Below are 25487 nucleotides of genomic sequence, written 5' to 3' on the forward strand. Positions count from 1 at the left end.
TCAGTCGCGATGGGCGAGTGCCAATTGCTCGAATTCGCGCTCGATGTCACGAACGATGGCCGGCATGTCGAAAAGTGCGCTGTTGCGCCCTTCGTCCCGCAGATAGCGCTTGTAGGACTTCGCCCGGCCAGGATTCAGCCCGATCTGGATGGCGCGCTGAACGTATTCCTCGACCGAGAAGGTGATCAGGTCCGGCAGGCCGACGGCCGTCAGCAGGCTGCCGCACATGCGGGAGATATAGCTGCGGCCAGAGCGGGTGAGGATGGGCGTGCCCATCCAGAGACAGTCGCTGGCGGTCGTGCCGGCGTTGTAGGGGAAGGTATCCAGCACGAGGTCCGGCAGCTGGAAGCGCGCCAGGTAGTCCGGCGGCGCCACACGCGGGGCGAAGATCAGCCGCGACGCATCGATGCCTGCGGCCTCGGCCTCGCGCCGGAGGTTGGTCTTGGCCCACTCGTTGTCCGCCAGCAGCCACAGCACCGAGTTCGGCACCCCCTGCAGGATGCGCATCCAGGCGCCGAACATCTCGGCGTTCATCTTGTGGTTGTTGTTGAACGAACAGAAGACGAAGGCGTCCTCGGGAAGCTCGTACTGGGCTCGCGTCGGATCGGCGCCGATCTCGCGCTTGCGATCGCTGACCTGATAGCAATGCGGCAGGAAAATGGGCTTTTCGCTGCAGTACGGCAGGTATTCGGGCGGCATCGTGAAGTGATCCGCCAGGATCCAATCCACGCCGGGCAGCAACGAAGTCGCCGGCAAGCCCAGGTAACTGACCTGCACCGGTGCCGGCCGATGGGCCAGGATGTTCGGGCGGGCGCCGCTGGTCAGCCCCTGCAGGTCGACCAGCACGTCGATCCCCGCCTGCGCGATCAGCTTGGCGGCGGTGGCGTCGTCCATCGCGCCCAGTCGCCAGACCTTGTCCATCGACATCAGGATCCGCTTGCGCAGTGCCGTGCCGTCCTCGCGGCTCCAGTCGAAGGCGTGGATCTCGAATTTTTCGCGATCGTGCAGCTCGTACAGCTCGGCGGTCAGCAGACCGACGGCATGCATGCACAGGTCACCGGACAGGTAGCCGATCTTGATCTTGCCGCCCTGCTGGCGCGCCGCCACAGAGACCGGGTGGCGCCAGAGCGCCTCCTTCTGCTTCGTCACCTTCTCGTGGACGAAGCGCTGCGCGGCGCCCATCTGAAGCGCAGGATCATCGGTGGCGCTCAGCGTTGCCAGCAATGAGGTGGCAATGAGCAGCTTGTTGTGCGTAACTTCTCCGAACGCCTCGTAAACCGGCCACTTGCACTGCTTCTGGCGGATGTGCACGTAATGCTGCATCACGTCCGTCTGCTCGGGATTGAGCGTGAGGCTGCGCACCATCAGCGCTTCCGACTCGTCGTAACGACGCTGCAGTTCCAGCAGCCGCGCGGCGTTGTTGAACGCATGGGTACGCAGACCGGTCTGATCGGCGCCGAGGGCCTCCATCGGCCCCGACCCTTCATAGACCTCGCGCCAGGCGACGAGCGCCTCGTCGATCCGCTTCAGATGCTCCAGCTGATGACCGAGATTCAGACGCGCCTGGGCAAAGCTGGGGCTGATCGCCAGCGCCTGCAGGTAGACCTGCTCGGCGCGCTCGTGCTGCTGGATGTTGCCCAGCACGGTGCCCCAGTTGTAGAGCGCCACCAGACGCGCGGCGGGCGGCTGCCCCACCTGCGAGAGCCACGTCTCATACAGATGGGCGGCGGCATCGCCGAGATTCTGGCCTTGGAAGAAATTGCCCCGGTCCATCAGCTCCGGCAACGGGAGCGAGCCCTCGCGGGCGCGGGTCAGCAGTTGCTCCCATTCCTGGGCCAGCGGGGCGGGAACGCTCAAGTTCGGCATGCTGGGGCGGGCGATGTCCATGTGGTCGGGCTTTCGGGGCACGGTGGAGCGGTCCGGCGGGCACGGCCGGACGAGCCGGCTCAGGCCCATGGGCCGCCTGTACGGGATTGTGTCCGTGCGTTCCCGGAGGCATCCCGGCAAATGGACGGTGCCAACCGCCTATTTCCCTGCCTGGAATCTCCGCCCTGGGCGTGCCGCGGACACCGGCGACCCGCCCATTCAGCCCGTTATCGGCCGCCGGAGCGAGAACTTGAGCACGAATTGAGGCCGCCGTCACCGCCTTATCCGAGCATCTTGTTACAAGGCCGACTTCCACAATCGTCTCGCGATCCAGGCCTCCGAGAGCCCGGACGCCGCGCGATAGAGCAAGCCCGCAAAGGGACGTCGAGGGACGCGCGTTCATCAACCAGGACAAGAAGAACGCAGCCCATGAAAGCGATTCCAGGTCTGTCCCGATGGGATGAGATCGTCGAAGCGGCCGAAGCGGTGGAAGCCCTCGAGCCAGACGATTTCGAAACGCGCGCGGTGGACACCCAGTCCTGGGTGGAACCGGCAGGCCGCCTCGGCAGTGCCGGCGGCGCGGCGATGAACGATGCGCCGACGCGGCGGCGCAGCGGGGATTCCATCTTCCAGAGCCTGATGCGGCTGTGGCCCGGCGAAGGTCGCCGGCCGCAGGCGAGCGCCCGCACGATGGCGAGACTGCGGGCGGCGTTCCGCGCCAGCGTCGCCGACCTGGCCGTCGACGCGGGCGCCGACACGCAGGAGCGCGTCACCGCCCTGCTCCGCCACATCGTCCATGCGCGGCATCCGCAGGACCTGTGGCACCTGCGGACGGCGATCTACACGGAAGTGGCCCGGAGCTTCGACCAGGCGGAAGCAGAAGCCCGCCTGATCGCGCTCAACCGGCAGCTCGAGCAGGGCAAGAGCCTGCTGCGTCGCCTGCTCGGCTGATTACTTGGGCTGGCCCAGGAAATCCATCTTGCCCAGCGGCACGCCGGCGTTGCGCAGCAGCGCATACAGCGTGGTGGCGTGGAAGAAGAAGTTGGGCAGGTTGTAGAACCGGGCGAAGTCCTGGCCTTCGAACTTCAGCGGCTCCTTGTCGCGGCGCGGCACGCTGACCGCACGGGTTTCGGAGCCGTTGATCTGCTCGGGCGTGACCGTCTTGATGAAGTCGCGGGTCTTCTGGATGCGCTGGATCAGCTCTTCCAGGCTCGCTTCGCTGTCGGGCCAGCTCGGCACCTCGATGCTGGCCAGGCGCGCGGTGCCGCTCTTGGCGGCATCGCTGGCGATCTGCACCTGGCGCGGCAGCGGCAGCATGTCCGGCGCCAGGCGCAGCGTCAGGTAGACCGATTCGTCGAAGCCCTTGGCGATGGCGTGATCGCGCGCGGTGCGGATCCAGGTCTGCATGTTGCTTAGCATGCGGTCGAACACCGGCACGGTGGCGGCGTACATGTCCATGGGGATCTCCTTGTCTGGGATTGGGGGATGCGATGCGGGCGCGATGCTAGTGCCTGTTCCGATCTGTTGCACGCCGCTCGCCCAATGGCCTTGGGGTGACCGATCCAGGCGAGTAGGATCGGAGCCCGCACGCCTATGAACATCATCATCCTCGACGACTACCAGGACGCCGTGCGCAAGCTGCCTTGCGCCGCCAAGCTGGACGCGCTGAACGCCAAGGTCTTCACCAACACCGTCAAGGGCATCGGACAGCTGTCGGTCCGGCTGCGTGACGCCGAAGTGCTGGTGACGATCCGCGAACGCACCCACTTCCCCCGCCAACTGCTGGAGAAGCTGCCCAAGCTCAAACTGATCTCGCAGACCGGACGCGTCGGCAAGCACATCGATGTCGACGCCTGCACCCGGCTCGGGATCGCCGTGGCCGAGGGTGGAGGTTCGCCGATCGCCCCCGCGGAGCTGACCTGGGCGCTGATCATGGCCGCGATGCGGCGGCTGCCGCAGTACATCTCGACGCTCAAGCACGGCGTGTGGCAGCAGTCGGGCCTGAAGTCCGGCTCGATGCCGCCGAACTTCGGCCTGGGCATGGTGCTGCGCGGCAAGACGCTGGGCATCTGGGGCTACGGCAAGATCGGCCAGCTGATCGCCGGCTACGGCAAGGCCTTCGGCATGCAGGTGCTGGTCTGGGGCAGCGAGGCCTCGCGGCTGCGCGCGCAGGCCGACGGCCACCAGGCCGCGGACACCCGCGAAGCCTTCTTCGAGCAGTCGGACGTGCTGACCCTGCACCTGCGGCTGTCGGACGAGACCACCGGCATCGTGAGCCCCGAGGACCTGGCGCGGATGAAACCGACCTCGCTCTTCGTGAACACCTCGCGCGCCGAACTGGTCGCCGACGGCGCGCTGGTCTCCGGCCTGAACCGCGGCAGACCCGGCATGGCGGCGGTGGACGTGTTCGAGTCCGAGCCCATCCTCCAGGGCCATCCGCTGCTGCGCCTCGAGAACGCCGTGTGCACGCCGCACATCGGCTACGTCGAGCAGGACAGCTACCAGATGTACTTCGACGCGGCGTTCGACAACGTCCTCAACTACATGGCCGGCAAGCCGTCCAACATCGTCAATCCGGATGTGCTGAAGGGACAACGGTGAGCGCGGAGGCCTCCTCCGGACCGCCCTCCTCCCCTGAAGGCGCCGAGCCGGGCGCCGCGCCAGTCCTGCCCGACCCTGCGCCCGCACCCGCGCTCGCGCAACCCGAGTCCCTCTCCCAGCTGTTCTGGGCTTTCACCTGGCTGGCGCTGCAGGGCTTCGGCGGCGTGCTGGCGGTGGCGCAGCGGGAACTGGTCGAGCGTCTGAACTGGATGACGCGCGAGGAGTTCGTCGAGACGCTCGCCGTCGCGCAGGTGCTGCCCGGGCCGAACATCGTGAACATCTCGCTGATGATCGGCGACCGCTTCTTCGGTCTGCGCGGCGCGCTGGTCGCGCTGGCCGGGATGATGCTGTTCCCCGCCGTGATCGTGCTGATCCTGGCGGCCTTGTCGACGACCTGGCTGGCTTCGCCGCGCATGACCGGCGCGCTGCGCGGCATGGGTGCGGTGTCGGCCGGGCTGATCCTGGCGACGGGCTTCAAGCTGCTGCCCTCGCTGAAGAAGAACCCCATCGGCCTGGCGCCCGGACTGGCGCTCGCGGCGCTGGTGTTCGGCGCGACGGTCTGGCTCAAGCTGCCCCTGTTCTGGATCGTGCTGAGCGTGGGAGGCCAGGGCATGACGCTGGCGCTGATCGCGCTCAAGCGCAGCCGCGCGGGAGTCCGCCCATGAGCGCCGCCGCGCAGGTCGGCGCGCAGGTCGGTGCTCACGCCGGATGGACCCAGATGCTGGTCGGCACGCTGAGCTGGCCCGAACTCGGCGCGCTGATGCTGCATTTCCTGATGCTGTCGCTGCTGTCGATCGGCGGCGCGATCACGACGGCGCCGGACATGCACCGCTACCTGGTCGACGAACGCCACTGGCTGACGGACCAGAGCTTCACCAGTTCGATCGCGCTGGCGCAGGCGGCGCCGGGCCCGAACATCCTCTTCGTCGCGGTGCTGGGCTTCAACGTGTCGGGGCTGCTGGGCGCGGCCGCGGCGATGGCCGGCATCCTGCTGCCGTCGACCACGCTGGTCGTGGCGGCGACGCGATGGGCGCGCAACAACCGCGAGCACCTCGGGGTGCGTGCGTTCACCGTCGGCATGGCCCCGCTGACGCTCGGCCTGATGATCGCGACGGGCTGGTTGCTGGCGGCTCCTTACCTCGTCGATCCCGGTCACCGCTGGGCGACGCTCGCGATGATCGTCGCGACCGTGGTGCTCACGATGCGGACCAAGATCGGCATCGTCTGGATGGTGCTGGCGGGTGGCGTGCTGGGGGCGCTAGGCGTGGTGTGAGCCGCGGGCGCGGATCCTCAGCCCGAGAACAGCACCCGCAGGCCCCGTCCCCGCTCCGCCAGCGGGATGTCGCCCAGTCCCTTGAAGAACACCAGCGTCGCGCCGCACACCGCCGCCGGGCTCGCCTTCGCGCGGGACGTCTCGTCGGCGAAGATGTCCCGCTGCTGATCGGTCATCTTCCTCGCCGCGCGTCCCGCCACCAGGGCCAGTTCCGACTGGGCCGGCCGCTTCACCCGCTTCGGATCCGCCTCCCGGATCACCTGGGCCAGGAGCCGCAGTTCCTCCGCCACCATCTCCTTGGGCAACAGGCTCATGAGGTTGACCGGCTTGCCCGTCGGGAAGGCCGCTTCCACGCACACCGCCGGATCCTTCTCCAGCAGCACCTCGAACTCCTTGACCAGCAGCTGGTGATACGCGATGAGCGTGGCATCGCTGGTCTGCGGCAGCAGTCGGGAGACGATCGGCGTCACCTGCGCGCGCGCCGCCATGCTCACTTCCGTGTCCGTCGCCCCCGCCTGCGCCTTCGCCCAGGCGGCATCCAGGATGCGCGCGAAGTCCTGGGGCGCCCGCTCCTCCAGCGCGGCGAACGCTTCGGTCTGCTTCAGCGTCGCGGCCCAGGCCTCCCGGGACTTGAACGCCGTGGCCATCGCCGCCGTTTCTCCGCCGATGCTGCGGCGCGTGAGCACCTTCGCGGCCAGCATCTCGTCCACCGTCGGGAACCACATGCCCTCGTACGGCGTGCTCAGGACCCGGGTGACGAAGGCCCCTTCCACGCCGGCTCTCCGGTAGACCGCCCGCAGCTCGTCGGCGTCGCGCGCGGACGCCGAAGGACCGCCGCCGCCCACGCGCCGGCCGGCATGGAAGCCGATGCGGGCATTGGGCGCCGCGGCGCGGTCCTTCCCTGCCAGGAACGCGATCGTGCACGCCGACGCGCACCCGCCTTCGACGTAGGTGTTCAGCCCGCGGCTGCGGACGACGTCGGCCAGGCGCTCGCCCTCGCGGATCCAGCCTCCGGGCGAGGAGAACACGACCGTGCGCACGCCCGGGTTCGCGCGCAGGGCCGCCTCCAGCTGCTCGGCGCTGCCTTCATGGATGCCGCCCGCCAACAGCAGCGACTGGCCGCCGGCCCGCAGCTCGATCCTCGCGTTCGAGCCGAACACCTCACCGGTGGCGATCTGCCAATGCTCCTTCATCTGGGGCCACAGCTGGCGCACGTCGACGGCGGCCTTCACCAGCCCGAGGCAGAGCATCACCTGGGCCGTGATGGCCCAGCCGCGATGACCGCCTCGCGAGGTGTGCTTGGACGCGGACATCCAGGTGCCGCGCATGGCCCAGAGCGAGCAGGTGTAGGCCAGGACCATCGTCGCCATGATGGCGATCGAGGAGTAGCGGTACTGCGCGCGGTCGGACAGCCAGCGCACGACCATCAAGCCCAGGAGCACCGCGCCCAGCGACAGGAGGACGTTGTTGACCCAGTACGAGCGTCCGAGCGGGTAGTCGCCGTTCCAATGGCGTCGGAAAAAGGCGAACGGACCGGTGTACGCCGGCGCCGGGAGCGATTGCTCGATCGAATCCATGTTTATCCTCCCTCTGTCGATGTTGTTGCCGGCGCGTCGAGGCGTCCGACGGCCGGCAGCATAGAGGGCTTGCACGCCCGGCCTTCACAATCGAGGCGAGTCCGCCCGTTCGAAATGCCAAACTTTCATCATGGATAAATTCTTGCTGCAGCAGCAGGTGCTGGCACGGCTCGCCGAAGACCTGCTGCAAGTCGAACAGGCCGCGCGCGCGGCGCATGAAACGGCGACTCACGAAGAGAACATCGCCGAGAACAAGTACGACACCCTGGGTCTGGAAGCCGCCTACCTGGCCACCGGCCAGGCTCGTCGCGCCGAAGCCATCCACCAGGCGATGACCCATTGGCGCCAGTTCCGCCCGCGCCCCTACGACACCAGCAAAGGCATACAGCTCGGCGCGCTGGTCTGCCTGGTCGATGCCGACGACAGGCAGCAACAGCTCTTTCTCGGCCCGGACGGGGGCAGCATGCAACTGGTGAACGGCGCTCAACTCGTCCAGGTCATCAGCGGCGAAGCCCCGTTGGGCAGGGCCCTGCTGGGCAAATGCGAAGGCGATGAGGTGTCGATACAGGTCGCTTCCATCCGACAGCAGTTCGAGGTCCTGTGGGTGCGTTGAGCCCGTTGCCGCGGCTCTACACCTTCCGCCGCTGCCCCTACGCGATGCGCGCGCGGATGGCACTGCTGCAAGCCGGGCGGGACTTCGACGCGGTGGAGGTCAGCCTGCGCGACAAGCCGGCCAGCTTGCTGGCCTTGTCGCCCAAGGCGACGGTACCGGTGCTGCAGCTGCCCGATGGCAGCGTGATCGAGGAGAGCTGGGACATCATGCGCTGGGCGCTGGCTGAGCCCGATACGCAGGGCTGGTGGGCGCGGGCGCAGTCGCCTGCGAACCTTGACCTGCTGCAGCGCAATGACGGCGACTTCAAGCATCACCTGGACCGCTGGAAGTACCCCCAGCGCTACGCGGGTGAGACCCTCGCGCCGGACGCACACCGCGACCAGGCAGTGGATGTGCTGCTGCGACAGCTGGAGGCACGACTGCGCGACGCGCGCTGCCTCGGCGGCGCAACGTCATGCGCCACCGATCTGGCAGTGATGCCCTTCGTCCGCCAGTTCGCCTCGGTGGACCCGGAATGGTTTGCAACGCTGGACGTCCCGTCCGTGCGGACATGGCTGAACGGCTGGCTCGTCCATCCGCTGTTCACGGCTTGCATGCACAAGCTGCCCGCAGAGGGTGTGAATCGCTTTCCACCGGTCTGACCCCGTTCGCTCCGTTATTCTCCTCGCCTCAATTTGGGAGGAACCAGATGAAACGTTCGAAGCTCGGCGCCATGTGCGCTGCGGCCGGTCTGCTGACCGCCATGTCCACCCTGCCTGCTCATGCGGCCGAAGAGACGATCGAAGGGTTGAAGATCGCCAAGATCCGGTCCGTCGGCAACTACTCCAACGATCTCTACGACAACACCGTTGAACTCTGGTTCACGACGCCGCTGAACGTCCCCAGCAACCTGACATGCCGAGAAACACAGCGCGTCATCATCGATGCCAAGTTCAAGCATCTCATTGCTGCAGCGCACGCCGCTCTCGCCTCCGGAAGGCTCGTCAATGTCCATATTGACGACACGCTCCCGCAGCGGGCCGGCAGCTGTGAGGTCTCCTGGATGGACATCCTCTGATTCCATTGCGGAAGCAGCACGGGACGCCTCGGCGTCCCGTTTTTCATTCCACGCGAGACGATCTCGGCGGCTGCGTCGTACTCAGGTCGACGACGTCATGCTCAGACCTTGGCAAGGAAAGCCGCCGCATCGCCTGCTTCGCACTTCCAGTCCGCGAAGACCCCGACCAGGTTGCATTCCACGCAGTGGCAGGCGATGTAGTACCAGCGCACGTCATGGGTGCCTTCGTACACGGAGACGCCGGACACCAGCTCGAACACCTCGTTCTCGCACACGCACTCGTGCGTCTCAGGCGCGGCTTCTTCGACGTGGTCCGCACTGTCGCCCATCAGGTGTTCCAGCCCGCAGTCGGTGCAGGTGCGGATGGCCACGCCGGCCTCTTCATCCGTCTGCAGCGCGAAGGTCCGGCATCCGCAATCGCATTTGGACGTGGCAAACCTGGTGGCCTCATGGCGATTCGCCACGCTGTAGCTGCGCAGTTCGGCCTGGGTATCGCCGGATGTGGTCCCGTACCAGAACTCGCCCTTCTTCGTCAGTGCCATTGATGCTGCTCCATTCCTCAAGAGGCGCTTCCCGGCAGGCCTGACGCCGGCCTCGCCCCGTACGTCCGGATTCTGCCTGTTGTCCGGATGACTTCTTCTGGGGGCCAGGTCTTGCTTGTCGCCGGCATCGACCAGGCAGGTCAGCGCGGCGGTCCGGGCACGAACGGGATCAGTTCCATCCGGTCGCGTCCCTTGCGCTTGGAGGCGTAGAGGGCCTCGTCCGCCTGCTTGAGCCAGTGCGAGAGTTCCGCGTCGGGCTGGCCGGACAAGGTCGCGCCTATGCTCAGCGACACCGGTTCCGGCGTCACGAACATCTCGCGCGCCTGCCGCGAGAACGTTTCGCGCAAGTCCTGGCCCAACGCCTGCGCGGCGACGTCGGAGACGCCTCGCAGCAGGATCACGAATTCGTCCCCGCCCAGCCGGGCCGCGATCGCGTCCGGGGGCAGTGCGCCGCGGATGAGGTCGCTCAGCGTCATCAGCAAACGATCCCCGGCGGCGTGGCCGTGAAGGTCGTTGACCTGCTTGAAGTGGTCGATGTCGATGAGCAGCAGGGCGCAGGGGCTAGCCGGGGATGCCTGCCCCAGCAGCGCCGGGGCGCGCAGATAGAGCGCGCGCCGGTTGTCCAGATTGGTCAGCGGGTCGCGTGCGGCGATCTCCGCGATGCGTTCCTCGCGGCGATGCCGCTCGGTGCCGGTCATGGACATCGCGAGCAGCATGATCGCCATCGCGCCTTCCACCAGGGACACGAGGATCACCGTGCCGCGGAAACCGGCGAGGTTGACGACAGCCTCCGGCGCCAGGGTCGTGGCGGCCTTGGCGAGGTAGAACAGGCCGTGGGCCACCAGGACGAAGCGCAGCTGCGCCGCGCCCGGGCTCAACACGCCGCCGTGAGGACGCAGCAGCAGACCGGCGCGCAGGGTGATGACGGCGATCATCAGGGACTGGATGCCCAGCATCGCCTTGGACCACCAGGGCCTGTCGGGAAGCAGCAGCATGGCGAGCCACACGACGACCAGCAGCCACCAGGCGCGTGGCAGCCGCGTGCGCGTGAATCGCGCGACGCCGGCCAGGAACATCCAGTGGGCGCCGATCAGCAGGCCATTGGGAAACCAGATGCCGAACAGCACATGCCCGCTGGAACGCAGCAGGGCCAGCACGCTGCCCACGGCGATGATGGCGAAGCCCGTGCTCCAGAGCAGCAGCGACCGTTCGCGCACGCTGCCCCATTCCGCGGCCAGGTACAGCGCCGAGGCCGCGGCCATGGCCGCGGTGAGGACGAGCAAGGTGAAGGGGTCGAGAACCATGGAGACGGATGAGCGGGTGCGTGCAGACGCCCATTGTTGGCCATGGGACGCAGCGTTGGACTTCAGCCTGAAGCAGACAACACCCCCTCTCGATGTCGGCGCCTCGGTCAGTGCTGCCTCATTTCCGGGCAATCGAAGCGGATGCCATAGGAATCAACGCGTTGCAGTGCTCGCCCTAGGTCTGCCAACAGAGTTGTCCACAGAGGCCGGGGAAAGAAGAAGGGGCCTCGTGCGGACGTTGCAAGCTGTAGTAGCAAGAACGGTCAGGACAACGCATCGTTCCACGGCAGTGATGCTCACATGGAGCAGCGCTCCGCGCGGTCGGTCACATGGATCCGAGGCGCGGCGCTTCGAGCGTTTCATTGCACCTTTTGATTGAAGACGCGCTCGAATACACAGGCCTGATAAAAGTCATGCAATGGCCCTGCATCCGGCGAGTTCAGCCGCTCGGCGCCAGTCGGGCCTACAGCCAGCAAATGCAGTTCAGCTCTCGTCGGACTGTCTTCGACAGCACGCACGCCATCCAGCACGCATAAGGTGCCAAAGAGCGCGGAATGGACTGCCAATTCGATGACCTGGGTCAAACGCAATTGATCCGCCTCAGACAGGCCCTTAAACCATTCGCTGAGTTCGGTCACACGCACCGCAGGTCGCCGTCCGCTCGGTGATCTGAGCGTCGCGACTACTCCTGCGATGCTGGATTCGTGGACGCTTCGGACGAGACCTTGAACGAATTCTTTGGAGTTCATGGGAAGAGCTTGGTGTGCTGCATGCGGACCGTGGCCGATTCGTGTCCCAACATTTCCTGAAGCAGAAGCTGGCTGTGCAGCGGAAGCGGAAATATCCCTACGGTCACGTTCCGGACTCTGCTCAACTGGCCTTGGCCGTTTCGAGTAGTCGCAGTAGCCGCGCACCGATGGCCTCCGCAGACTGAAGCGGATTGAAAGAGGTCGACAGCTCGACTTCAGACTTGCGCGCGTGCGGCGTACTCGCACGAACAATGGCATTGCCTGGATTGAGGCTGTAGCAGCTGACAGGGCGGAATTCGTCCTCAAACTGCTTGACCGAGCGCGCGCCCGAAGCCTTGAACGCCGGCCAGTCGGACCTCTTCGCACCACGGAGGTCAGCATCCACCATCGAGAAGCTTTGGAAGGCGGACTGAAAGGCCCGACCCAGCTCGTGCGCCGACGGGACGCCAGCCAATCGAACCGTCGCGTCCGCTTGCTCGAAGTAGATGCCTTCGAGATTTCGATGCATTGCAGCCACGATGACAGCCGCATCAGAAAAGTAGAGATGCACTGCGCTCGCAGCTACGGGCGCTGCAGGCTTTCGAGCAAGGCCGAACATTCAAATTCACCTGACCTGTTGTGTGCCTCAATTCTTACCTAGGCGTCGATCGCCTCATACCCCACCACGCTCATCCCGAGCGTGCCTCGATACCCCATGTCCGTGAGCCCAGTGACCCGCGCCACCGCTGTTCGAACTGCCTCTGCCTCTTCCGTTTCAGCGGGTATCGGCGCGTGCCAGAAGGACTTGGTTCTATACCCGCCGCTGCCGTTCAGCAGCACCAACGAGCGCAGACCGGTCGTGACCAGGGACACCCGGCACCTCAGCGAGCGACCGGCACTGGCCGAATGCGATTCGACGGCGGCGAAGTCTGACAGCGCATACCTGCGCTGCTTCGCGGGGAGCCCGAACCAAGGCAGGCGCTCGATCAGCACCAGATCGCGCGCCCGATCGATGGTCGTGACGGAGATGCGCGCATCGATGAACTCCAGCGCTGCGCCCATCAGTGCCAGCGAGGGAAACAGCAGGAGCCAGAGCGCCTTCCAGCTGACCTCGTAGAAGCCGAACTTCCAGAACATCCAGCTCAAGGCGGTCGCGAAGGCGAACGCCCACAACGGCATCATCGACGGCGTGGGCCGGATGACGACGGTGGTGTCGGTGACTTCGAGGGAACGGGACATGACCGCGACTGAGACCCCGCCGCTCATCTGGCGGGCAGGAAGCTCAGACGTCCTTCGTCCCGAAGATCTTGTCCCCGGCGTCGCCCAGGCCCGGGATGATGTAGCCGTTCTCGTTGAGGTGCGAATCGATCGCCGCGGTCCAGCAGCGGATGTCCGGATGCGCCTTGTTCAGCGCCGCCACGCCTTCCGGCGCCGCCACCAGCACCAGCGCGCGGATGTCCTTGCAGCCGCGCTGCTTCAACAGGTCCACCGTCGCGATCATCGAGCCCGCCGTCGCCAGCATCGGATCGACGATCAGCGCGGTGCGCTCGTCCAGCTTGCCGACGAACTTCTCGAAGTAGTTCACCGGCTGCAGCGTCTCGTGGTCGCGCGCCAGGCCCACCACGCTCACCTTGGCGTTGGGCATCATGTCCAGCACGCCGTCCAGCATGCCCAGGCCCGCGCGCAGGATGGGCACCACCGTGACCTTGCGGCCGGCGATCTGGTCGATCTCGACCTGGCCGCACCAGCCCTCGATCGTCGTCTTCTCGAGCGGGAAGTCCGCCGTCGCCTCGTAGGCCAGCAGCCGCGCGACCTCGCCGGTCAGCTCGCGGAACTTCTTGGTGGACATGTCGCCCTCCCGCATCAGGCCGATCTTGTGCTTGACGAGGGGATGCGTGACTTCGATGACTGGCATGGCGATACCCGGGGGATGGGGGAATGGGAGGCGGAGTTTGGAACGGCGCCTCGTGGGCGCCGGAATGGGCGCGATTATCTCGCGTCGCTGTTCAGGCCTTCTCAGGCCCTTTCAGGCCCTTTCAAGCCTTCTTCTGACGCTGACGCAGCGCCTCGTACAGGCACACGCCGGCCGCGACCGAGACGTTCAGGCTCTCCACCGCGCCCTGCATCGGGATGCGCACGAGCTCGTCGCAGGTCTTCGCCGTCAGCTGGCGCATGCCGTCGCCTTCCGCGCCGAGCACCAGCGCCACCGGCCCCGTCAGGTCCAGGTCGTACAGGGTCTTCTCCGCCTGGTCCGAGGTGCCGATCACCCAGATGTCGCGCTCCTTGAGCTCATTGAGCGAGCGCGCCAGGTTGGTGACCATCAGGTAGGGCACGGTCTCCGCGGCGCCGCTGGCGACCTTGGCCACCGTCGCGTTGAGCCCCACCGCATGGTCCTTGGGCGCAACCACCGCATGCGCGCCGGCCCCGTCGGCCACGCGCAGGCAGGCGCCCAGGTTGTGCGGATCGGTCACGCCGTCCAGCACCAGCACCAGCGGCGGGCCCTCGACCTGCTCCAGCACCTCGTCCAGCGAATGCGACTGCGCCACCGCCTTCACCCGCGCCACCACGCCCTGGTGGCGGTGCGTGCCGCACAGCGCCTTGAGGCGGTCGTCGTCGCTCTCGACGAGCTTCGCACCCGCCGCCTCGGCCTTCTCGAGGAAGCCGCGCATGCGCTGGTCCTTGCGCGTGGCGTCGAACAGGATCTCCTGCACCGAGGCAGGCGCCGTCTTCAGCCGCACGGTGACGGCGTGGAAGCCGAACAGGATCTGGGTCTTGGAGGAGGAAGGGGAGGAACTCATGGACGCGATTGTCGCGCACCCTCGACCGCCTGCCGCCCTACGGCCGCCCCGTCAGAGCCGGCCCCTCACAACCAGCCCAGCTTCCGAGCCGCCATCAGGGCGCCGATCATCACCGGCTGGTGGAGCATGTAGTACGACAGCGACCACCGCCCCATCACCGCCAGCGGACGCACCGCCGGCAGCAGCGGGCGCTGCATCCACGTGCGCACCGCCCCGACGCGCATCAGCGCGCAGCCCCACAGCATCGGGCCCAGCCACGGCAGGATGGGGACGAAGTCCTCGGTCAGCGGCTTGCGCGTGACCAGGCCGACCCAGTTGGTGGTGCGGGTGTCGAAGAAGGGATCGGCGACGAGGAACGGCAGCGCGACCGCGACCACGCCCAGCAGCCACAGCGCGGCCGTGGGCAGTCTGGAGAAGCCGAAGCGCACCAGGATCAGCATCAGCGCCATGCCGTGCAGCACGCCGAAGCTGATGAAGGAGCGCGGGAACATCCACCACGAGCCGATCGACACCAGCAGCGCGCAGGCCATGACCTGACCCCAGCGGCGCCAGAAGCGGTCGGCCGTCTGGCCCTGCGCCAGCGCCACCGCCTGGCCCATGCCCGCGCACAGCAGGAACAGGCTGACGATGCCGCTGCGCTGCCAGGTCCAGAACGGGTCGCGGTAGAAGTCCTCGACCACGACCTTGAAGTAGCTCAGGTCGAAGCAGAAGTGGAAGACGGTCATCCAGACCATGGCCAGCCCCCGCAACGCGTCGAGGCGGTCGAAGCGCGGGGTCGTCGGGAGGTCGCGGGACGCGGCGTCGAGGCCGGGGTCAGGCGTTGCGATCGGGAAGCGGGCCGGCGGATTCATCGGAGAAGCAGTCTACATAAGCCGCCGCGCGCCGCGATGACGCGCGGCCGGCAATCGATCACCGGCCCCGTGCACCCCCTCATTCGAGTGGGTCAACCCTCTTGATGAGCCGGTCGGACTCGCCTCGTTCCTCCCATGCGCCGCATTGAGCCGGAGCAGCCGCGCATCGACGATCCCTGCTTCGACTCACGCCCCCTCCCCGCCCACGCCCGCCCCCACTGCCATGCGCTTCTCCCCGCCGTCACCCCCCTCCCTGTTCACCGCGCTCAGCCTGTCCCTCCTGCTCGCCGCCTGCGGCGGCAACAAGGGCGACCCGGGCGGCAAGAGCCCGGACATCGTCGCGCCCGCCTGCAAGGTCCTGCGCGTCACCCCGGAAGCCTCCGTCACGGCCGGCTTCCTCGATCCGCTGATGACCATCGACTACACCGCCGCCACCCCGGGCGCGTGCGACGACTTCAAGCTGGTCGACAAGGCACGGGCCACGGTGCCGACCGGCGTCGTCGCCGCCAGCGAGTGGGCGAACCCGAACGGCGGCATCGCCGGCTCGCGCACGATCGAGCCCTTGCTGACGCTGCTGCCCGACACGCCTTACGGCCTCCAGTTGAACGGCACGGCCGTTTCCTCCTTCAACACCGGCCAGCAACGCCGCGGGGCGCTGGACGGTGAGGTCACGGACCTCCCGGTGGAGTTCGGGGAACTGAAGGGCGCCTCGCGGATCGCCAGCGCGCAGATCAACGGCTTGATCGATGTGCTCGCGCACGACTATGCCGGCGGAAACCCCATTGCAACAGGCGCGCTCAAGCTGTTGCTTCGCCATGAACTGCCCCACCTCGCCTCGCCCAACGCCAGCTTCGACGCCCAGGTCAAGCGGGTGCGCTACCGCAGCCTCGACGCGTCCGGCGCACCGATCACGCTCAGCGGCCTGCTCGTCTATCCGGTGCAGGCGCCGGGCGGTCCCGCCGTCGACTACAACGGCAAGCCGCTGGTGATCGGCCAGCGCGGCGCCGAGTCCAACGACGCCGATGCACCGTCGTCCGGCAGGAACGCCATGGTGCTGATCGGGCTCGCCGCGGCCGGCAAGGGGCATGTCTACTTCACGCCCGACCTGATCGGCCGGGGCGACACGGCCGCCTCGCCGCAGGCCTTCCTGATCGCGGCCGACACCGCCGCGCAGACCGTCGACATGCTGACCGCCGTCAACGCGTACTTCGTGCAGAACCATCAGGCGCAGCTCGGCAAGGATCTGCGCATGCTCGGTCCGTCGCAGGGCGCGTTCTCGGCGATGGCGTCGGTGCCGCACCTGGCGCGCCACACGACGATCCGGCTCGTCTCGACCGGCGACGGTCCCTTCGACAACCGCCACACGACGGACTCGGTGCTGCGCGCCGCCGCCGGTGCGCCGCTCGACGAGTATTCCGACAAGGCCGACTTCAGCCGCATCCCCGACTACCTGGGCCGCGTGCTGGCCGCGCTGCGCGACTACCAGCACCTGGACTACGACCCGAAGGACGTCTTCGACGCGGGGGGTCAGGTGCTGCCCTCGTTCCTCGCGGACTACCGGGCCGGCAAGCATGACGACATGACGCCTCACCTGCTGGTGAACAGCCCCGCCTCGGGATCCCAGCGCTACGACCTGCCGCTGGCCGAGTTCAGGATGTTCCATTACAGCGACGACACGCTGGTCCCGGCGCGCAACACCGTGGACATGATGGCGCGGCTGCAGACGGCGGGGCAGCGCGTCGCCAGCGTCACGCGCGGCGACTGCCGCGAGAAGTCGCTGCTGGTCAAGACGCTGCGCGAGTTCAGCCACAGCAAGTCGCTGCCGCACACGATCTGCCTGCCCTTCCAGATCGACGACTTCGTCGGACGACTGCCCTGAGCGGCAGGATCGTCGCGCATTGGGACGTCGTGCAGGACGTGCCCGAGAAAGCGGCGAACAAGAACACGATGTTCTGACTCGCCGTTCGCTCCGAGCGCTGCGCGCTACTGCCGCCCCTTCCACGGCACCAGCCGGCGTTCCACCGCCCGCATGGCTGCCGAGAAGGCGAAGGCGCACAGCGCGATGACGCCGATGCCGAAGAACACGGCGTCCGTCGACAGGAAGTGCGAGGCCGACATCACCATGAACCCGATCCCGCGCGTGGCGGCGATCAGCTCGGCCGCCATCAAGGTGCCCCAGCCCACGCCGAGCGCGATGCGGATGCCCGTCAGGATCTCGGGCAGCGCCGACGGCAGCACGATGTCCTTGAAGAGCTGCCAGCGCGTCGCGCCCAGCGACAGCGCCGCGTTCACGCGCTCCTGCGACAGGGAGCGCACCCCCGCCTGCGCCGACATCACGACCGGCGCGAACATCGCCAGCGTGAGCAGCGCGATCTTCGAGGTCTCGCCGATGCCCAGCCAGATGATCATCAGCGGCAGGTAGGCCAGCGGCGGCAGCGGCCAGTAGAACTCGATCGGGGCGTCCAGGATGCCCTTGCCCCAGCGGTTCATGCCCATGGCCAGACCCGCGGGAATGCCCAGCACGATCGCGATGAGGGCGGCCGCGAGGATGCGGCCCAGGCTGGCCGAGACATGCGCCCACAGCGACGCGTTGGCGTAGCCCTCCGCCACGATGCTGCGCGCGGCTTCCAGTACTTCGCCCGGCGGGGGCAGGAACAGCGGCTCGACCCAGCCGGCCCGCGTCACCACATACCAGGCGAGCAGGATCGCGGCGCCGGTGCCAAGACTGATGGGCACGGTCGACCGCTCGCCGATGCCGAAGCTTCGCGACTTGACGAGGCGCGGCGCGGCGCGGGGCACGATCGCGACGGCCGGCTGAATCGGCGGCGCCCGGGACACCAGCCCTGGATCGATCGCGCTCATGCCGGGGCCTCCGCGCGCTCATCGCTGCGATGGACGATGGCGCGGATCTCTTCGCGCAGCGCGGCGAAGCGCGGCAGCGTCTTGACCGCGCGGGCGTCGCGATCCCGCGCGAACTGGTGGACGAAGTCGAGCTCGTAGCGCGCCACGATGCGGCCCGGCCGCGGAGACATCACGATCAGCGTGGTGCCCAGGAACAGCGCCTCCTCGATCGAGTGCGTGATGAAGAAGACCTGCTTGCGCGTGCGCGCCCAGACGTCCACCAGCAGCTCCTGCATCTGCTCGCGCGTCATGCTGTCCAGCGCGGCGAAGGGCTCGTCCATCAGCAGGAGATCGGGATCGGTCGCGAGCGCGCGTGCCAGACCCACGCGCTGGCGCATGCCGCCTGACAGCTCGTGCGGCGCGGCCTTGGCGAAGTCCTGCAAGCCGACAAGACGCAGGAGCGCCCGCGCCCGGTCGTGACGCTCCGATCGCGCGACACCGGCGAACTTCAGGCCCAGCGCCACGTTGTCCACCACGTTCGCCCAGGGCAGCAGCGTGTCCTTCTGGAACACCACGCCCCGATCAGCGCCGGGGCCGTCCACGGGCCGGCCGTTGAGCGTGATGTGCCCTTCCGACAGCGGCAGGAAGCCAGCCATCGCGTTGAGCAAGGTCGACTTGCCGCAGCCCGAGGTGCCGAGCGCGACGACGAAGCCGGCCTCGGGGATGTCGAGCGAGACACGGTCGAGGGCGTGGATGGGCTGGCCGTCGCGGCCCTCGAACCACACGCTGGCCTGGTCGACGCGAAGCATGCCGGATCTCCCTGCGCTTGCTGTGTCTGCGGCGCCTACTGCGCTCACGGATTCAGGCCAGCCACGACGGTCGGCGTGACGAAGGACGCGTAGCTCGGCAGCACGCGCGGGATCTTGCGCTGCGACTGGAGGAACACCGCCGTCTCTTTCAGGATGCGCGCCACGCCGGACTTCTCCCCACCGGCCAGCCAGGCATCGGTGGCCTGCGTCTGCGCCGGCAGCAAGGACAGGTTGCGCAACGCCGACGCCTGCGTGGCGGGCGTGCCGCCGAGCAGCTTCGCCAGCGCGCGCGCGTTGTCGCTGTCCGGACCCCAGGCCGCCGGGTCCTTCAGGAACGAGCCCGTGTACTTGTCGGCGGTGGCCGCGAAGGCCTTCAGGAAGGCGGGATTCGCCTTGGCGAACGAGGCGGACGCGACCCACGCCGAGAAGGTCGGCGCACCCTTGTCGGCGACGTCCTTCGAGGTCACGAGCACCTTGCCGTTCTTCTTCAGCTCCGTCAGCGCGGGATCCCACACGAAGCCGCCGTCGAGGTCGCCGCGGTTGAAGCCGGCCACGATCTCGGGCTGCGGGATGGCGAAGACCTGCACGTCCTTCTCGCTGAGCCCCTGGCTCTTGATCAGCGCAAGCAACTGGTAGTGGTCGGTCGAGACCGGCGCGGCCGCGAGCCGCTTGCCCTTGAGGTCGGCGACGGTGTTGATGCCTGAGCCGTTGCGCACGACGAGCGCCTCGTCGATGCCCGAGATCGAGGCGAGGTAGAACGCCTTGACGTCGAGTCCGCGCGAGACGGCCGCAGCGTACGGGCTGGAGCCGACGTAGCCGACCTGGACGTCGCCGGAGGCGATGGCGGCGAAGACATCGGCGCCGGAGTCGAATCGGCGGAAGTCGATCTTCACGCCGGTCGCCCGCGCGAATTCACCGTTCGCGATCGCCACCGAAGACGGCAGCGCATCGGTCTGATAACCGACGACGACCGCCGGCGCGTCGGCCGCGATGGCGTGCCCCGCCTGCAGCAGCAGCGCGGAAGCGATGAGGACCGCAGCGCGGCGGTTGATGGCGTCGAGGAATGTCATGGGTCGGAGTCCTTGTGGATCAGACGGGCCGCATGCCGGGCCGGCAGCGACTCTGCTTTCTTCATGCTAGCCAGCGCGGGGTCGGCGGGCTTAGCCGCATTCCGACTAAGCTCATGCGCGATCGCGGATCCGTGTCGCTGTCAGAGGAGAAAACGGCCTGGCATAAGGAGCGCTGATCGCTGCATCAGCCGGCGACGCCTTCACGGTAGGAAGAGCGCGTGCAGACAATCGTTCGTCCCATTCGATCGTCTGCTCCGCGACGCCACCCGTGCCTCAATCCGTGCCCCACCTCGCGTCTCAACGCGCTCCCAACTTCCTGCTGCTCATCGCCGATCAGCTCACGCCCGGCGCCCTCCCCGCCTACGGCAATCGCATCGTGCAGGCGCCGCGTCTGCGGCAGCTCGCGGAAGAAGGCGTCGTGTTCGATTCGGCCTACTGCGCCAGTCCGCTGTGCGCGCCCGCGCGTCACGGCCTGCTGACGGGCCGACTGCCCTCTTCCTTCGGTGCCTTCGACAACGCGAGCGAGCTGCCGTCCGAGGTACCCACCATCGCGCATCACCTGCGCCGGCGGGGCTACCTGAGCATCCTCGCGGGGAAGATGCACTTCACCGGCGCGGACCAGCTCCACGGCTACGAGGAGCGCCTGACCACCGACATCTACCCGGCCGACTTCGGCTGGACGCCGGACTGGAGCCGGCCCGGCGAGCGCCTGCCCTGGTATCACAACATGGACTCGGTGCTGCAGGCCGGACGCTGCGTGCGCAGCAACCAGCTGGACTTCGACGACGAGGTCGTGTTCGCGGCGCAGCGCCGGCTGTTCGACTTGGCGCGGCAGCCCGACGGGCGGCCCTTCTTCATGACGGTGTCGCTGACCCATCCGCATGATCCCTACGCCATCGCCGACCCGTGGTGGAGCCGGCACCGCGAGGAAGACATCGACCTGCCCCTCCTGCGCGCCGCGGACGTGCGGGACGATCCGCACACGGCGCGGCTGCGGCGCGCTAGCCTGGCCGACGTGCAGCCGGCGAGCGAGGCCCAGGTGCGCAACGCGCGTCGCGGCTACTACGGCGCCATCTCCTATGTCGACGATCAGTTCGGCCGGTTGCTGGACACGCTGGAGGCGACCGGTCAGCGCGAGGACACCATCGTCGTGGTCATCAGCGACCACGGCGACATGCTCGGTGAGCGGGGCCTCTGGTACAAGATGTCGTTCTTCGAGCAGAGCGCGCGGGTGCCGCTGATCGTGCACGCGCCGCGTCGCTTCCGCGCGGGGCGCGTCGCCCACAGCGTGTCGCTCGTCGATCTGCTGCCGACGCTGCTCGATCTGGCCGATGGCGGCGCAGACGACGCAAGAGGCGCAGACGGCGCAAACGGCGCAGTAGGCGCGCCGACGCCGGACATCCAGGGATGCTCGCTGCTGCCGCATCTGCTGCGCCGCGGCGGCCACGACGAGGCCTTCGCCGAATACCTCGGCGAGATCGCGCTGGCGCCCATCGTCATGATCCGGCGCGGCGGCCGCAAGTTCATCCACTCGCCGGCCGATCCCGACCAGCTCTACGACCTGGTCGCTGATCCGCAGGAGCTGCACAACCTCGCCGACATCCCCGCGCACGCGGACGAGGTGCGAGCCTTCCGCGACGAGGCCGCACGTCGCTGGGACCTGCCGGCGCTCGACGAGCAGGTGCGTCGCAGCCAACGTCAGCGGCGCTTCGTGTTCGAGGCCGACGGCCACGGACGCCGTCCCGCCTGGGACTTCCAGCCCCGCGTCGACGCGAGCCGGCAGTACGTGCGCAGCCACCTCACGCTCGACCAGATCGAGGCGATGGCGCGCTTCCCCGCGCCGCCGCCCGTCGCCGCCACGCTCGCCTGACGACGCGCCGCGCCACGTCTCCTCACGCCACGCCCCGCCACGTCCTCCCCTCCAGTCCCGCTTCACGTCTCACGACGCCTTCAGCCACACGCCATGACTCGTTCCTTCAAGCGCACGCCCCTCTGCCTGGTCCTTGCCGCATTGCCATGGGCCGCGCTCGCCCAGGACAAGGCGGCGCCACCCTCGCCCGCCGCATCCGCATCCGCATCCGCATCCGCATCCGCATCCACGATCGACGCGGTGACCGTGTTCGGCAGCGGTCAGTCGCGCCAGGTCAACTCGCTGCGGGCGAGCGACCTGAGCGAGGCCATCCCCGGCAGCAGCCCGCTGGCGGTGCTGAACAAGCTGCCCGGCGTGAACTTCCAATCTGCCGACGCATTCGGCGCCTACGAGTGGTCGACCAAGCTCACCATCCGCGGCTTCGGCCAGAACCAGCTGGGCTACACGCTGGACGACGTGCCGCTGGGCGACATGAGCTACCGCAACCACAACGGCCTGCACATCAGCCGCGCCATCGCCTCTGAAAACATCGGCAACGTACTGGTGTCGCAGGGCGCGGGTTCGCTGCAGACGGCGTCCAGCAGCAACCTGGGCGGCACGATCGAGTTCCGCTCGCTCGATCCGTCGGCGCAGCGCGGCGCCCACGCCGAGACGACGCTGGGCGAGAACGCCTTGCGCCGCACGTTCATCCGGCTGGAATCGGGCGCGTTCGCGGGCGACACGCGCCTGGCGATCAGCGTGGTCGACCAGAGCTCGGACAAGTGGAAAGGCGACGGGCAGCAGCGCCAGAAGCAGTTCAACGGCAAGCTAGTGAGCACGCTCGGCGACGTGAAGCTGAGCGCGTTCCTGAACTACTCGCGCCGCGAGGAGGTCGACTACCAGGACCTGTCCAAGGAGATGATCGGCCGGCTCGGCACGCGCTGGGACAACTACTACCGGGACTGGAACGCGGCGCTGCAGTCCGCCCGCGGCCAGTGGTCGCGCGGCGAGACCTCGATCGACGATGCGTACTACGCGGGCTCGGGCCAGCGCCGGGACGTGCTCAGCGGCGCGACGCTGGACTGGAGCATCACCGACAGGATCGGCCTGAAGACGACGGTCTACCACCACCGCGACGAAGGTCCGAGCCTGTGGTTCACGCCCTACGCGCCATCCTCCGACACGGTGCCGGTGTCGCTGCGCACGGTGGAGTACGGCATCCGTCGCTCCGGCGTGCTGTCCACGCTGGAGGTGTCGGCGGGCGCGCATGACTTGCGCGCGGGGTTCTGGTTCGAGGACAACCAGTTCGACCAGGCCATGCGCTTCTACTCCCAGGCGGGGGGACCGAACTCGCCGTACGACGCTCCCAGGAATCCGACGTCCACGCGCTGGGACTACCGATTCGACACGCGGACCCTGCAGCTCCACGTCGCGGATTCGATCCGCCTGTCGTCGCAGCTGCGGGCCGATGTCGGCTTCAAGTCGCTCGTCAGCTCCGACAGCGTGCACACGCGCTCGGGCCCCACGAAGACCGGCAGCATCGATGCACGCGGCCGCTTCCTCCCGCAGTTGGGCTTGAACTGGAAGCTCGACGCGGCGCAGGAGCTGTTCGGCTCGGCCTCGCGCAACCTGCGCGCCTACAAGGCCGCGGCGATGGAGGACTCGCCGTTCGCGTCGACCGACGCTGGCTTCCAGGCCACGCGGGGTCAGCTCCGCCCCGAGGGCTCGACGACCTTCGAAGGCGGCTGGCGTTATCGCGCTCTCGGAAGCGCCGCGCTCGAGGCCTCCGTCACCGCGTACCACGTCGATTTCAAGAACCGCCTGCTCGCGATCCAGCAAGGCGCCGCCATCGAAGGCAACCCGTCGGTGCTGGCCAACGTCGGCCGCGTGCGGACGAACGGCGTCGAGGCGGGTCTGTCCTGGTCGCCGCTCAAGCACTGGCGCTGGTGGAACACCGTGAGCTTCAACGACGCCGAGTACCGCGACGACTTCGTCGACAACGGCAACACCGTCGCCACGAAGGGCAAGCAGGTGGTGGACGCGCCGCGCTGGCTCGCCAACACCAGCCTGCGATACGACGACGGCCAGTGGTTCGGCCAGCTCGGGGCGCACTATGCGAGCCGGCGTTACTACACCTACCTCAACGACAACAGCGTCTCGGGCGCCGCGCGATGGGACCTGAGCGCCGGCGTGAAGCGCCCGGGTGGCGGCTTCGTCAAGACCTGGCGCCTGCAGGTGAGCGTGAGCAACCTGTTCGACAAGGAGAGCGTCGCGGCCATCGGCACCAACGGCTTCGTGACGAGCGATCCGAACGGGACGGCGCAGACGCTGTTGATGGCGGCGCCGCGCACCGCGGCGATCACTGTGGCTGGAGACTTCTGATCGCCCGAGGCAGCAATGCCTCGCGGGCGGCGGTGGTGCGCGCGCATTCGGCGACCAGCCAATCGCAGAACCGGCCTTGCAGGCCGTGCGACTGCCAGGGTCGCAAGGTCGACAGGAAGTAGCCGCGTGACGTGCGCAGCGGCTGCCCATCGCCATCGGCGGGCACGAGCTCGCCGCTCGCCAGCAGGTCGTCGACCAGCGGCGCCCAGCCGAGCGCCACACCCAGGCCGGAGACAGCGGCCTGAACGACCAGCGAGTAATCGTTGAACGTGATCGCGTTCGACGCGGCCGGCGCGCGCAGACCGCGATCGCGGAACCAGTCGGTCCAGTTCATCCATCGGGCCGTCTGCCCATGCTGCTCAAGCTGGAGCAGTGGGAGTGTCGACAGCTCGCGCGGCGTGGGGCGGCTGTTGCGCAGCAATGCGGGACTGCACACCGGCACCACGGATTCGACGAACAGCAGTCGGCTCGACGCGGTATCCGGCCGCTCGCCGAAGATCACGCTGAGGTCGGGCACGCCTTCGCGGGCATCGGGTTCGCTCTGTGAGGTCCGGATCCGCAGCTGCAGCTCGGGGATGGCCTCGCGCAATGCCGCCATCCGCGGCAGCAGCCACAGCCTGGCGAAACCGAAGTCCGTGGACAGCGTCAAGGTGCGGCGCGACTGCTGCGTCCGCATGTCGGCGGTGACCAGGCGCAGCGCTTCCAGCGTCTGCTGTACCGTCTCGAACAGTCGTTCGCCTTCGTGGGTCAGGCGCACGCCGCGATGCAGGCGGTCGAACAGCGGCAGGCCCAGCTCGTCTTCCAGCTTGCGGATGCGCAGGCTGACGGCGGGCTGCGTCGCCCCGAGTTCCTCGGCCGCCGAGGTGAAGTTGAGATGCCTCGCGGCGGATTCGAAATGGATCAGCGACTGCAGCGCGGGCAGCTGCTGCGGCAAGGCCTTGTGGGACATCGAGGGCTCCGGGAGGGGTTCCCCAATGCAGGAAACGCCAGGAAGCTAACAGCCGACGGGGTGGCGGCCAAATGACTTTGGCGGATATGCATATCGCATCCTGATCCGCTTCAACGGGTCGGGTCTTTGCGCGCCGCGTCGGCTTTCTCGCGCTCGACCTCTTCTATGGTCTCTCGGAACAAGGCCTCGATCTCCGGGTCGATGTCACCGAACTCCCGAAATCCGTGTTTCTCCGCCGACAGTCGAAGTGCTTCCTCGGTCGACATCGGTCGACACACACGTGCGGCAATCTCCCAGGGTTTCATGACGTCACCTCAATGTTTGGCCTGTTCAAGGAGGAGAGTCTGCGACTGCAGGTTTCTCGGAAGAACGAGTGA

Annotated in this window: 26 protein-coding genes; 10 read left to right on the forward strand and 16 right to left on the reverse strand. The window is 67.8% G+C overall.

Annotated elements, in window-relative coordinates; all coding sequences use genetic code 11:
• Entirely contained in the window at positions 1-1857 is a 1857-nt protein-coding gene (locus ABE85_RS12500; RefSeq protein ID WP_231993294.1) for an acetylglucosamine transferase, read from the reverse strand.
• Positions 1858-2295: 438 nt separating this feature from the next.
• On the opposite strand from ABE85_RS12500, the gene ABE85_RS12510 reads away from it, so the two are divergent.
• Positions 2296-2817 (forward strand): hypothetical protein, encoded by a 522-nt coding sequence (locus tag ABE85_RS12510; protein WP_067274738.1) that lies wholly within the window; start codon positions 2296-2298, stop codon positions 2815-2817.
• On the opposite strand, the gene ABE85_RS12515 is transcribed toward ABE85_RS12510, so the two are convergent.
• Positions 2818-3324 carry a DUF1993 family protein gene (locus ABE85_RS12515; RefSeq protein ID WP_231993295.1) on the reverse strand — a complete coding sequence of 169 codons (507 nt, stop codon included), beginning with the start codon at positions 3322-3324 and terminating at the stop codon, positions 2818-2820. It abuts the gene before it with no gap.
• 135 nt (positions 3325-3459) lie between these two features.
• On the opposite strand from ABE85_RS12515, the gene ABE85_RS12520 reads away from it, so the two are divergent.
• The 3 genes from ABE85_RS12520 to ABE85_RS12530 all read left to right on the forward strand — a co-directional run bounded on the left by ABE85_RS12520 (position 3460) and on the right by ABE85_RS12530 (position 5740).
• Entirely contained in the window at positions 3460-4467 is a 1008-nt protein-coding gene (locus ABE85_RS12520) for a D-2-hydroxyacid dehydrogenase family protein (protein ID WP_067274741.1), read from the forward strand.
• Between the two features lie 65 nt (positions 4468-4532).
• On the forward strand, positions 4533-5132 hold the full coding sequence (locus tag ABE85_RS12525) for a chromate transporter (RefSeq protein ID WP_067282599.1): 600 nt from the start codon (positions 4533-4535) through the stop codon (positions 5130-5132).
• Positions 5129-5740, forward strand: a complete 612-nt coding sequence (locus tag ABE85_RS12530) for a chromate transporter (protein ID WP_310732607.1) — start codon at positions 5129-5131, stop codon at positions 5738-5740. The genes ABE85_RS12525 and ABE85_RS12530 overlap by 4 nt, the downstream gene beginning before the upstream one ends.
• A 17-nt stretch (positions 5741-5757) precedes the next feature.
• Here the strand turns inward: ABE85_RS12530 and ABE85_RS12535 are convergent, their stop codons facing one another.
• Positions 5758-7317, reverse strand: a complete 1560-nt coding sequence (locus tag ABE85_RS12535; protein WP_067274744.1) for a hypothetical protein — start codon at positions 7315-7317, stop codon at positions 5758-5760.
• A gap of 130 nt (positions 7318-7447) precedes the next feature.
• Here ABE85_RS12535 and ABE85_RS12540 point away from each other — a divergent pair, with 130 nt between their 5' ends.
• From ABE85_RS12540 to ABE85_RS12550, 3 genes are read left to right on the forward strand one after another with little or no spacing between them, the layout of a single operon-like run.
• Complete coding sequence (locus tag ABE85_RS12540) at positions 7448-7930, forward strand: GreA/GreB family elongation factor (protein ID WP_067274748.1); 483 nt, start codon at positions 7448-7450, stop codon at positions 7928-7930.
• On the forward strand, positions 7918-8571 hold the full coding sequence (locus tag ABE85_RS12545; RefSeq protein ID WP_082938570.1) for a glutathione S-transferase: 654 nt from the start codon (positions 7918-7920) through the stop codon (positions 8569-8571). Before ABE85_RS12540 ends, ABE85_RS12545 begins: the two co-directional genes overlap by 13 nt.
• Before the next feature lie 47 nt (positions 8572-8618).
• Complete coding sequence (locus tag ABE85_RS12550; protein ID WP_157522293.1) at positions 8619-8987, forward strand: hypothetical protein; 369 nt, start codon at positions 8619-8621, stop codon at positions 8985-8987.
• Positions 8988-9088: 101 nt separating this feature from the next.
• On the opposite strand, the gene ABE85_RS12555 is transcribed toward ABE85_RS12550, so the two are convergent.
• From ABE85_RS12555 to ABE85_RS12590, 8 genes are all read right to left on the reverse strand, one after another.
• On the reverse strand, positions 9089-9529 hold the full coding sequence (locus tag ABE85_RS12555; protein ID WP_067274752.1) for a hypothetical protein: 441 nt from the start codon (positions 9527-9529) through the stop codon (positions 9089-9091).
• Between the two features lie 140 nt (positions 9530-9669).
• Entirely contained in the window at positions 9670-10833 is a 1164-nt protein-coding gene (locus ABE85_RS12560) for a GGDEF domain-containing protein (protein WP_067274756.1), read from the reverse strand.
• A 359-nt stretch (positions 10834-11192) separates the two neighbouring features.
• Positions 11193-11582, reverse strand: a complete 390-nt coding sequence (locus ABE85_RS27545; RefSeq protein WP_157522296.1) for a hypothetical protein — start codon at positions 11580-11582, stop codon at positions 11193-11195.
• A 121-nt stretch (positions 11583-11703) separates the two neighbouring features.
• Positions 11704-12180, reverse strand: a complete 477-nt coding sequence (locus tag ABE85_RS12570) for a hypothetical protein (RefSeq protein ID WP_157522299.1) — start codon at positions 12178-12180, stop codon at positions 11704-11706.
• A 38-nt stretch (positions 12181-12218) separates the two neighbouring features.
• Positions 12219-12800 carry a hypothetical protein gene (locus ABE85_RS12575; RefSeq protein WP_157522302.1) on the reverse strand — a complete coding sequence of 194 codons (582 nt, stop codon included), beginning with the start codon at positions 12798-12800 and terminating at the stop codon, positions 12219-12221.
• A 43-nt stretch (positions 12801-12843) separates the two neighbouring features.
• The gene (upp, locus tag ABE85_RS12580) at positions 12844-13476 is read right to left on the reverse strand and encodes a uracil phosphoribosyltransferase (RefSeq protein ID WP_067274770.1); all 633 of its coding nucleotides are present in this window, start codon (positions 13474-13476) and stop codon (positions 12844-12846) included.
• Positions 13477-13597: 121 nt separating this feature from the next.
• Positions 13598-14359 carry a 23S rRNA (guanosine(2251)-2'-O)-methyltransferase RlmB gene (rlmB, locus tag ABE85_RS12585; RefSeq protein WP_067274774.1) on the reverse strand — a complete coding sequence of 254 codons (762 nt, stop codon included), beginning with the start codon at positions 14357-14359 and terminating at the stop codon, positions 13598-13600.
• A 65-nt stretch (positions 14360-14424) separates the two neighbouring features.
• Positions 14425-15210, reverse strand: a complete 786-nt coding sequence (locus ABE85_RS12590) for a DUF1624 domain-containing protein (RefSeq protein WP_082938571.1) — start codon at positions 15208-15210, stop codon at positions 14425-14427.
• A gap of 223 nt (positions 15211-15433) precedes the next feature.
• Between ABE85_RS12590 and ABE85_RS12595 the strand changes: the two genes are divergently transcribed.
• A complete protein-coding gene (locus ABE85_RS12595) occupies positions 15434-17089 on the forward strand; it encodes a hypothetical protein (protein ID WP_067274777.1) in 1656 nt (551 codons plus the stop codon).
• A gap of 104 nt (positions 17090-17193) precedes the next feature.
• On the opposite strand, the gene ABE85_RS12600 is transcribed toward ABE85_RS12595, so the two are convergent.
• Genes ABE85_RS12600 through tauA form a run of 3 tightly spaced genes read right to left on the reverse strand, consistent with a single transcriptional unit; the run spans position 17194 to position 19930 of the window.
• The gene (locus ABE85_RS12600; RefSeq protein WP_082938572.1) at positions 17194-18072 is read right to left on the reverse strand and encodes an ABC transporter permease subunit; all 879 of its coding nucleotides are present in this window, start codon (positions 18070-18072) and stop codon (positions 17194-17196) included.
• Positions 18069-18860: a taurine ABC transporter ATP-binding protein gene (locus ABE85_RS12605; RefSeq protein ID WP_067274780.1), complete on the reverse strand. Its 792-nt coding sequence runs from the start codon at positions 18858-18860 to the stop codon at positions 18069-18071. Before ABE85_RS12605 ends, ABE85_RS12600 begins: the two co-directional genes overlap by 4 nt.
• A gap of 44 nt (positions 18861-18904) precedes the next feature.
• The gene (gene tauA / locus ABE85_RS12610) at positions 18905-19930 is read right to left on the reverse strand and encodes a taurine ABC transporter substrate-binding protein (protein WP_067274784.1); all 1026 of its coding nucleotides are present in this window, start codon (positions 19928-19930) and stop codon (positions 18905-18907) included.
• Between the two features lie 268 nt (positions 19931-20198).
• Between tauA and betC the strand changes: the two genes are divergently transcribed.
• Positions 20199-21800 carry a choline-sulfatase gene (gene betC / locus ABE85_RS12615; RefSeq protein ID WP_231993296.1) on the forward strand — a complete coding sequence of 534 codons (1602 nt, stop codon included), beginning with the start codon at positions 20199-20201 and terminating at the stop codon, positions 21798-21800.
• A gap of 93 nt (positions 21801-21893) precedes the next feature.
• Positions 21894-24161, forward strand: coding sequence for a TonB-dependent receptor (locus ABE85_RS12620; RefSeq protein ID WP_067274790.1), 2268 nt, complete (start codon positions 21894-21896; stop codon positions 24159-24161).
• On the opposite strand, the gene ABE85_RS12625 is transcribed toward ABE85_RS12620, so the two are convergent.
• Together ABE85_RS12625 and ABE85_RS27550 are read right to left on the reverse strand one after the other, a co-directional pair.
• The gene (locus ABE85_RS12625; protein ID WP_067274793.1) at positions 24139-25110 is read right to left on the reverse strand and encodes a LysR substrate-binding domain-containing protein; all 972 of its coding nucleotides are present in this window, start codon (positions 25108-25110) and stop codon (positions 24139-24141) included. The genes ABE85_RS12620 and ABE85_RS12625 overlap by 23 nt on opposite strands.
• A 110-nt stretch (positions 25111-25220) precedes the next feature.
• Positions 25221-25415, reverse strand: coding sequence for a hypothetical protein (locus tag ABE85_RS27550; RefSeq protein ID WP_157522305.1), 195 nt, complete (start codon positions 25413-25415; stop codon positions 25221-25223).
• Positions 25416-25487: the final 72 nt, after the last annotated feature.

The sequence above is a fragment of the Mitsuaria sp. 7 genome (assembly GCF_001653795.1).
Taxonomy (GTDB): Bacteria; Pseudomonadota; Gammaproteobacteria; order Burkholderiales; family Burkholderiaceae_C; genus Roseateles.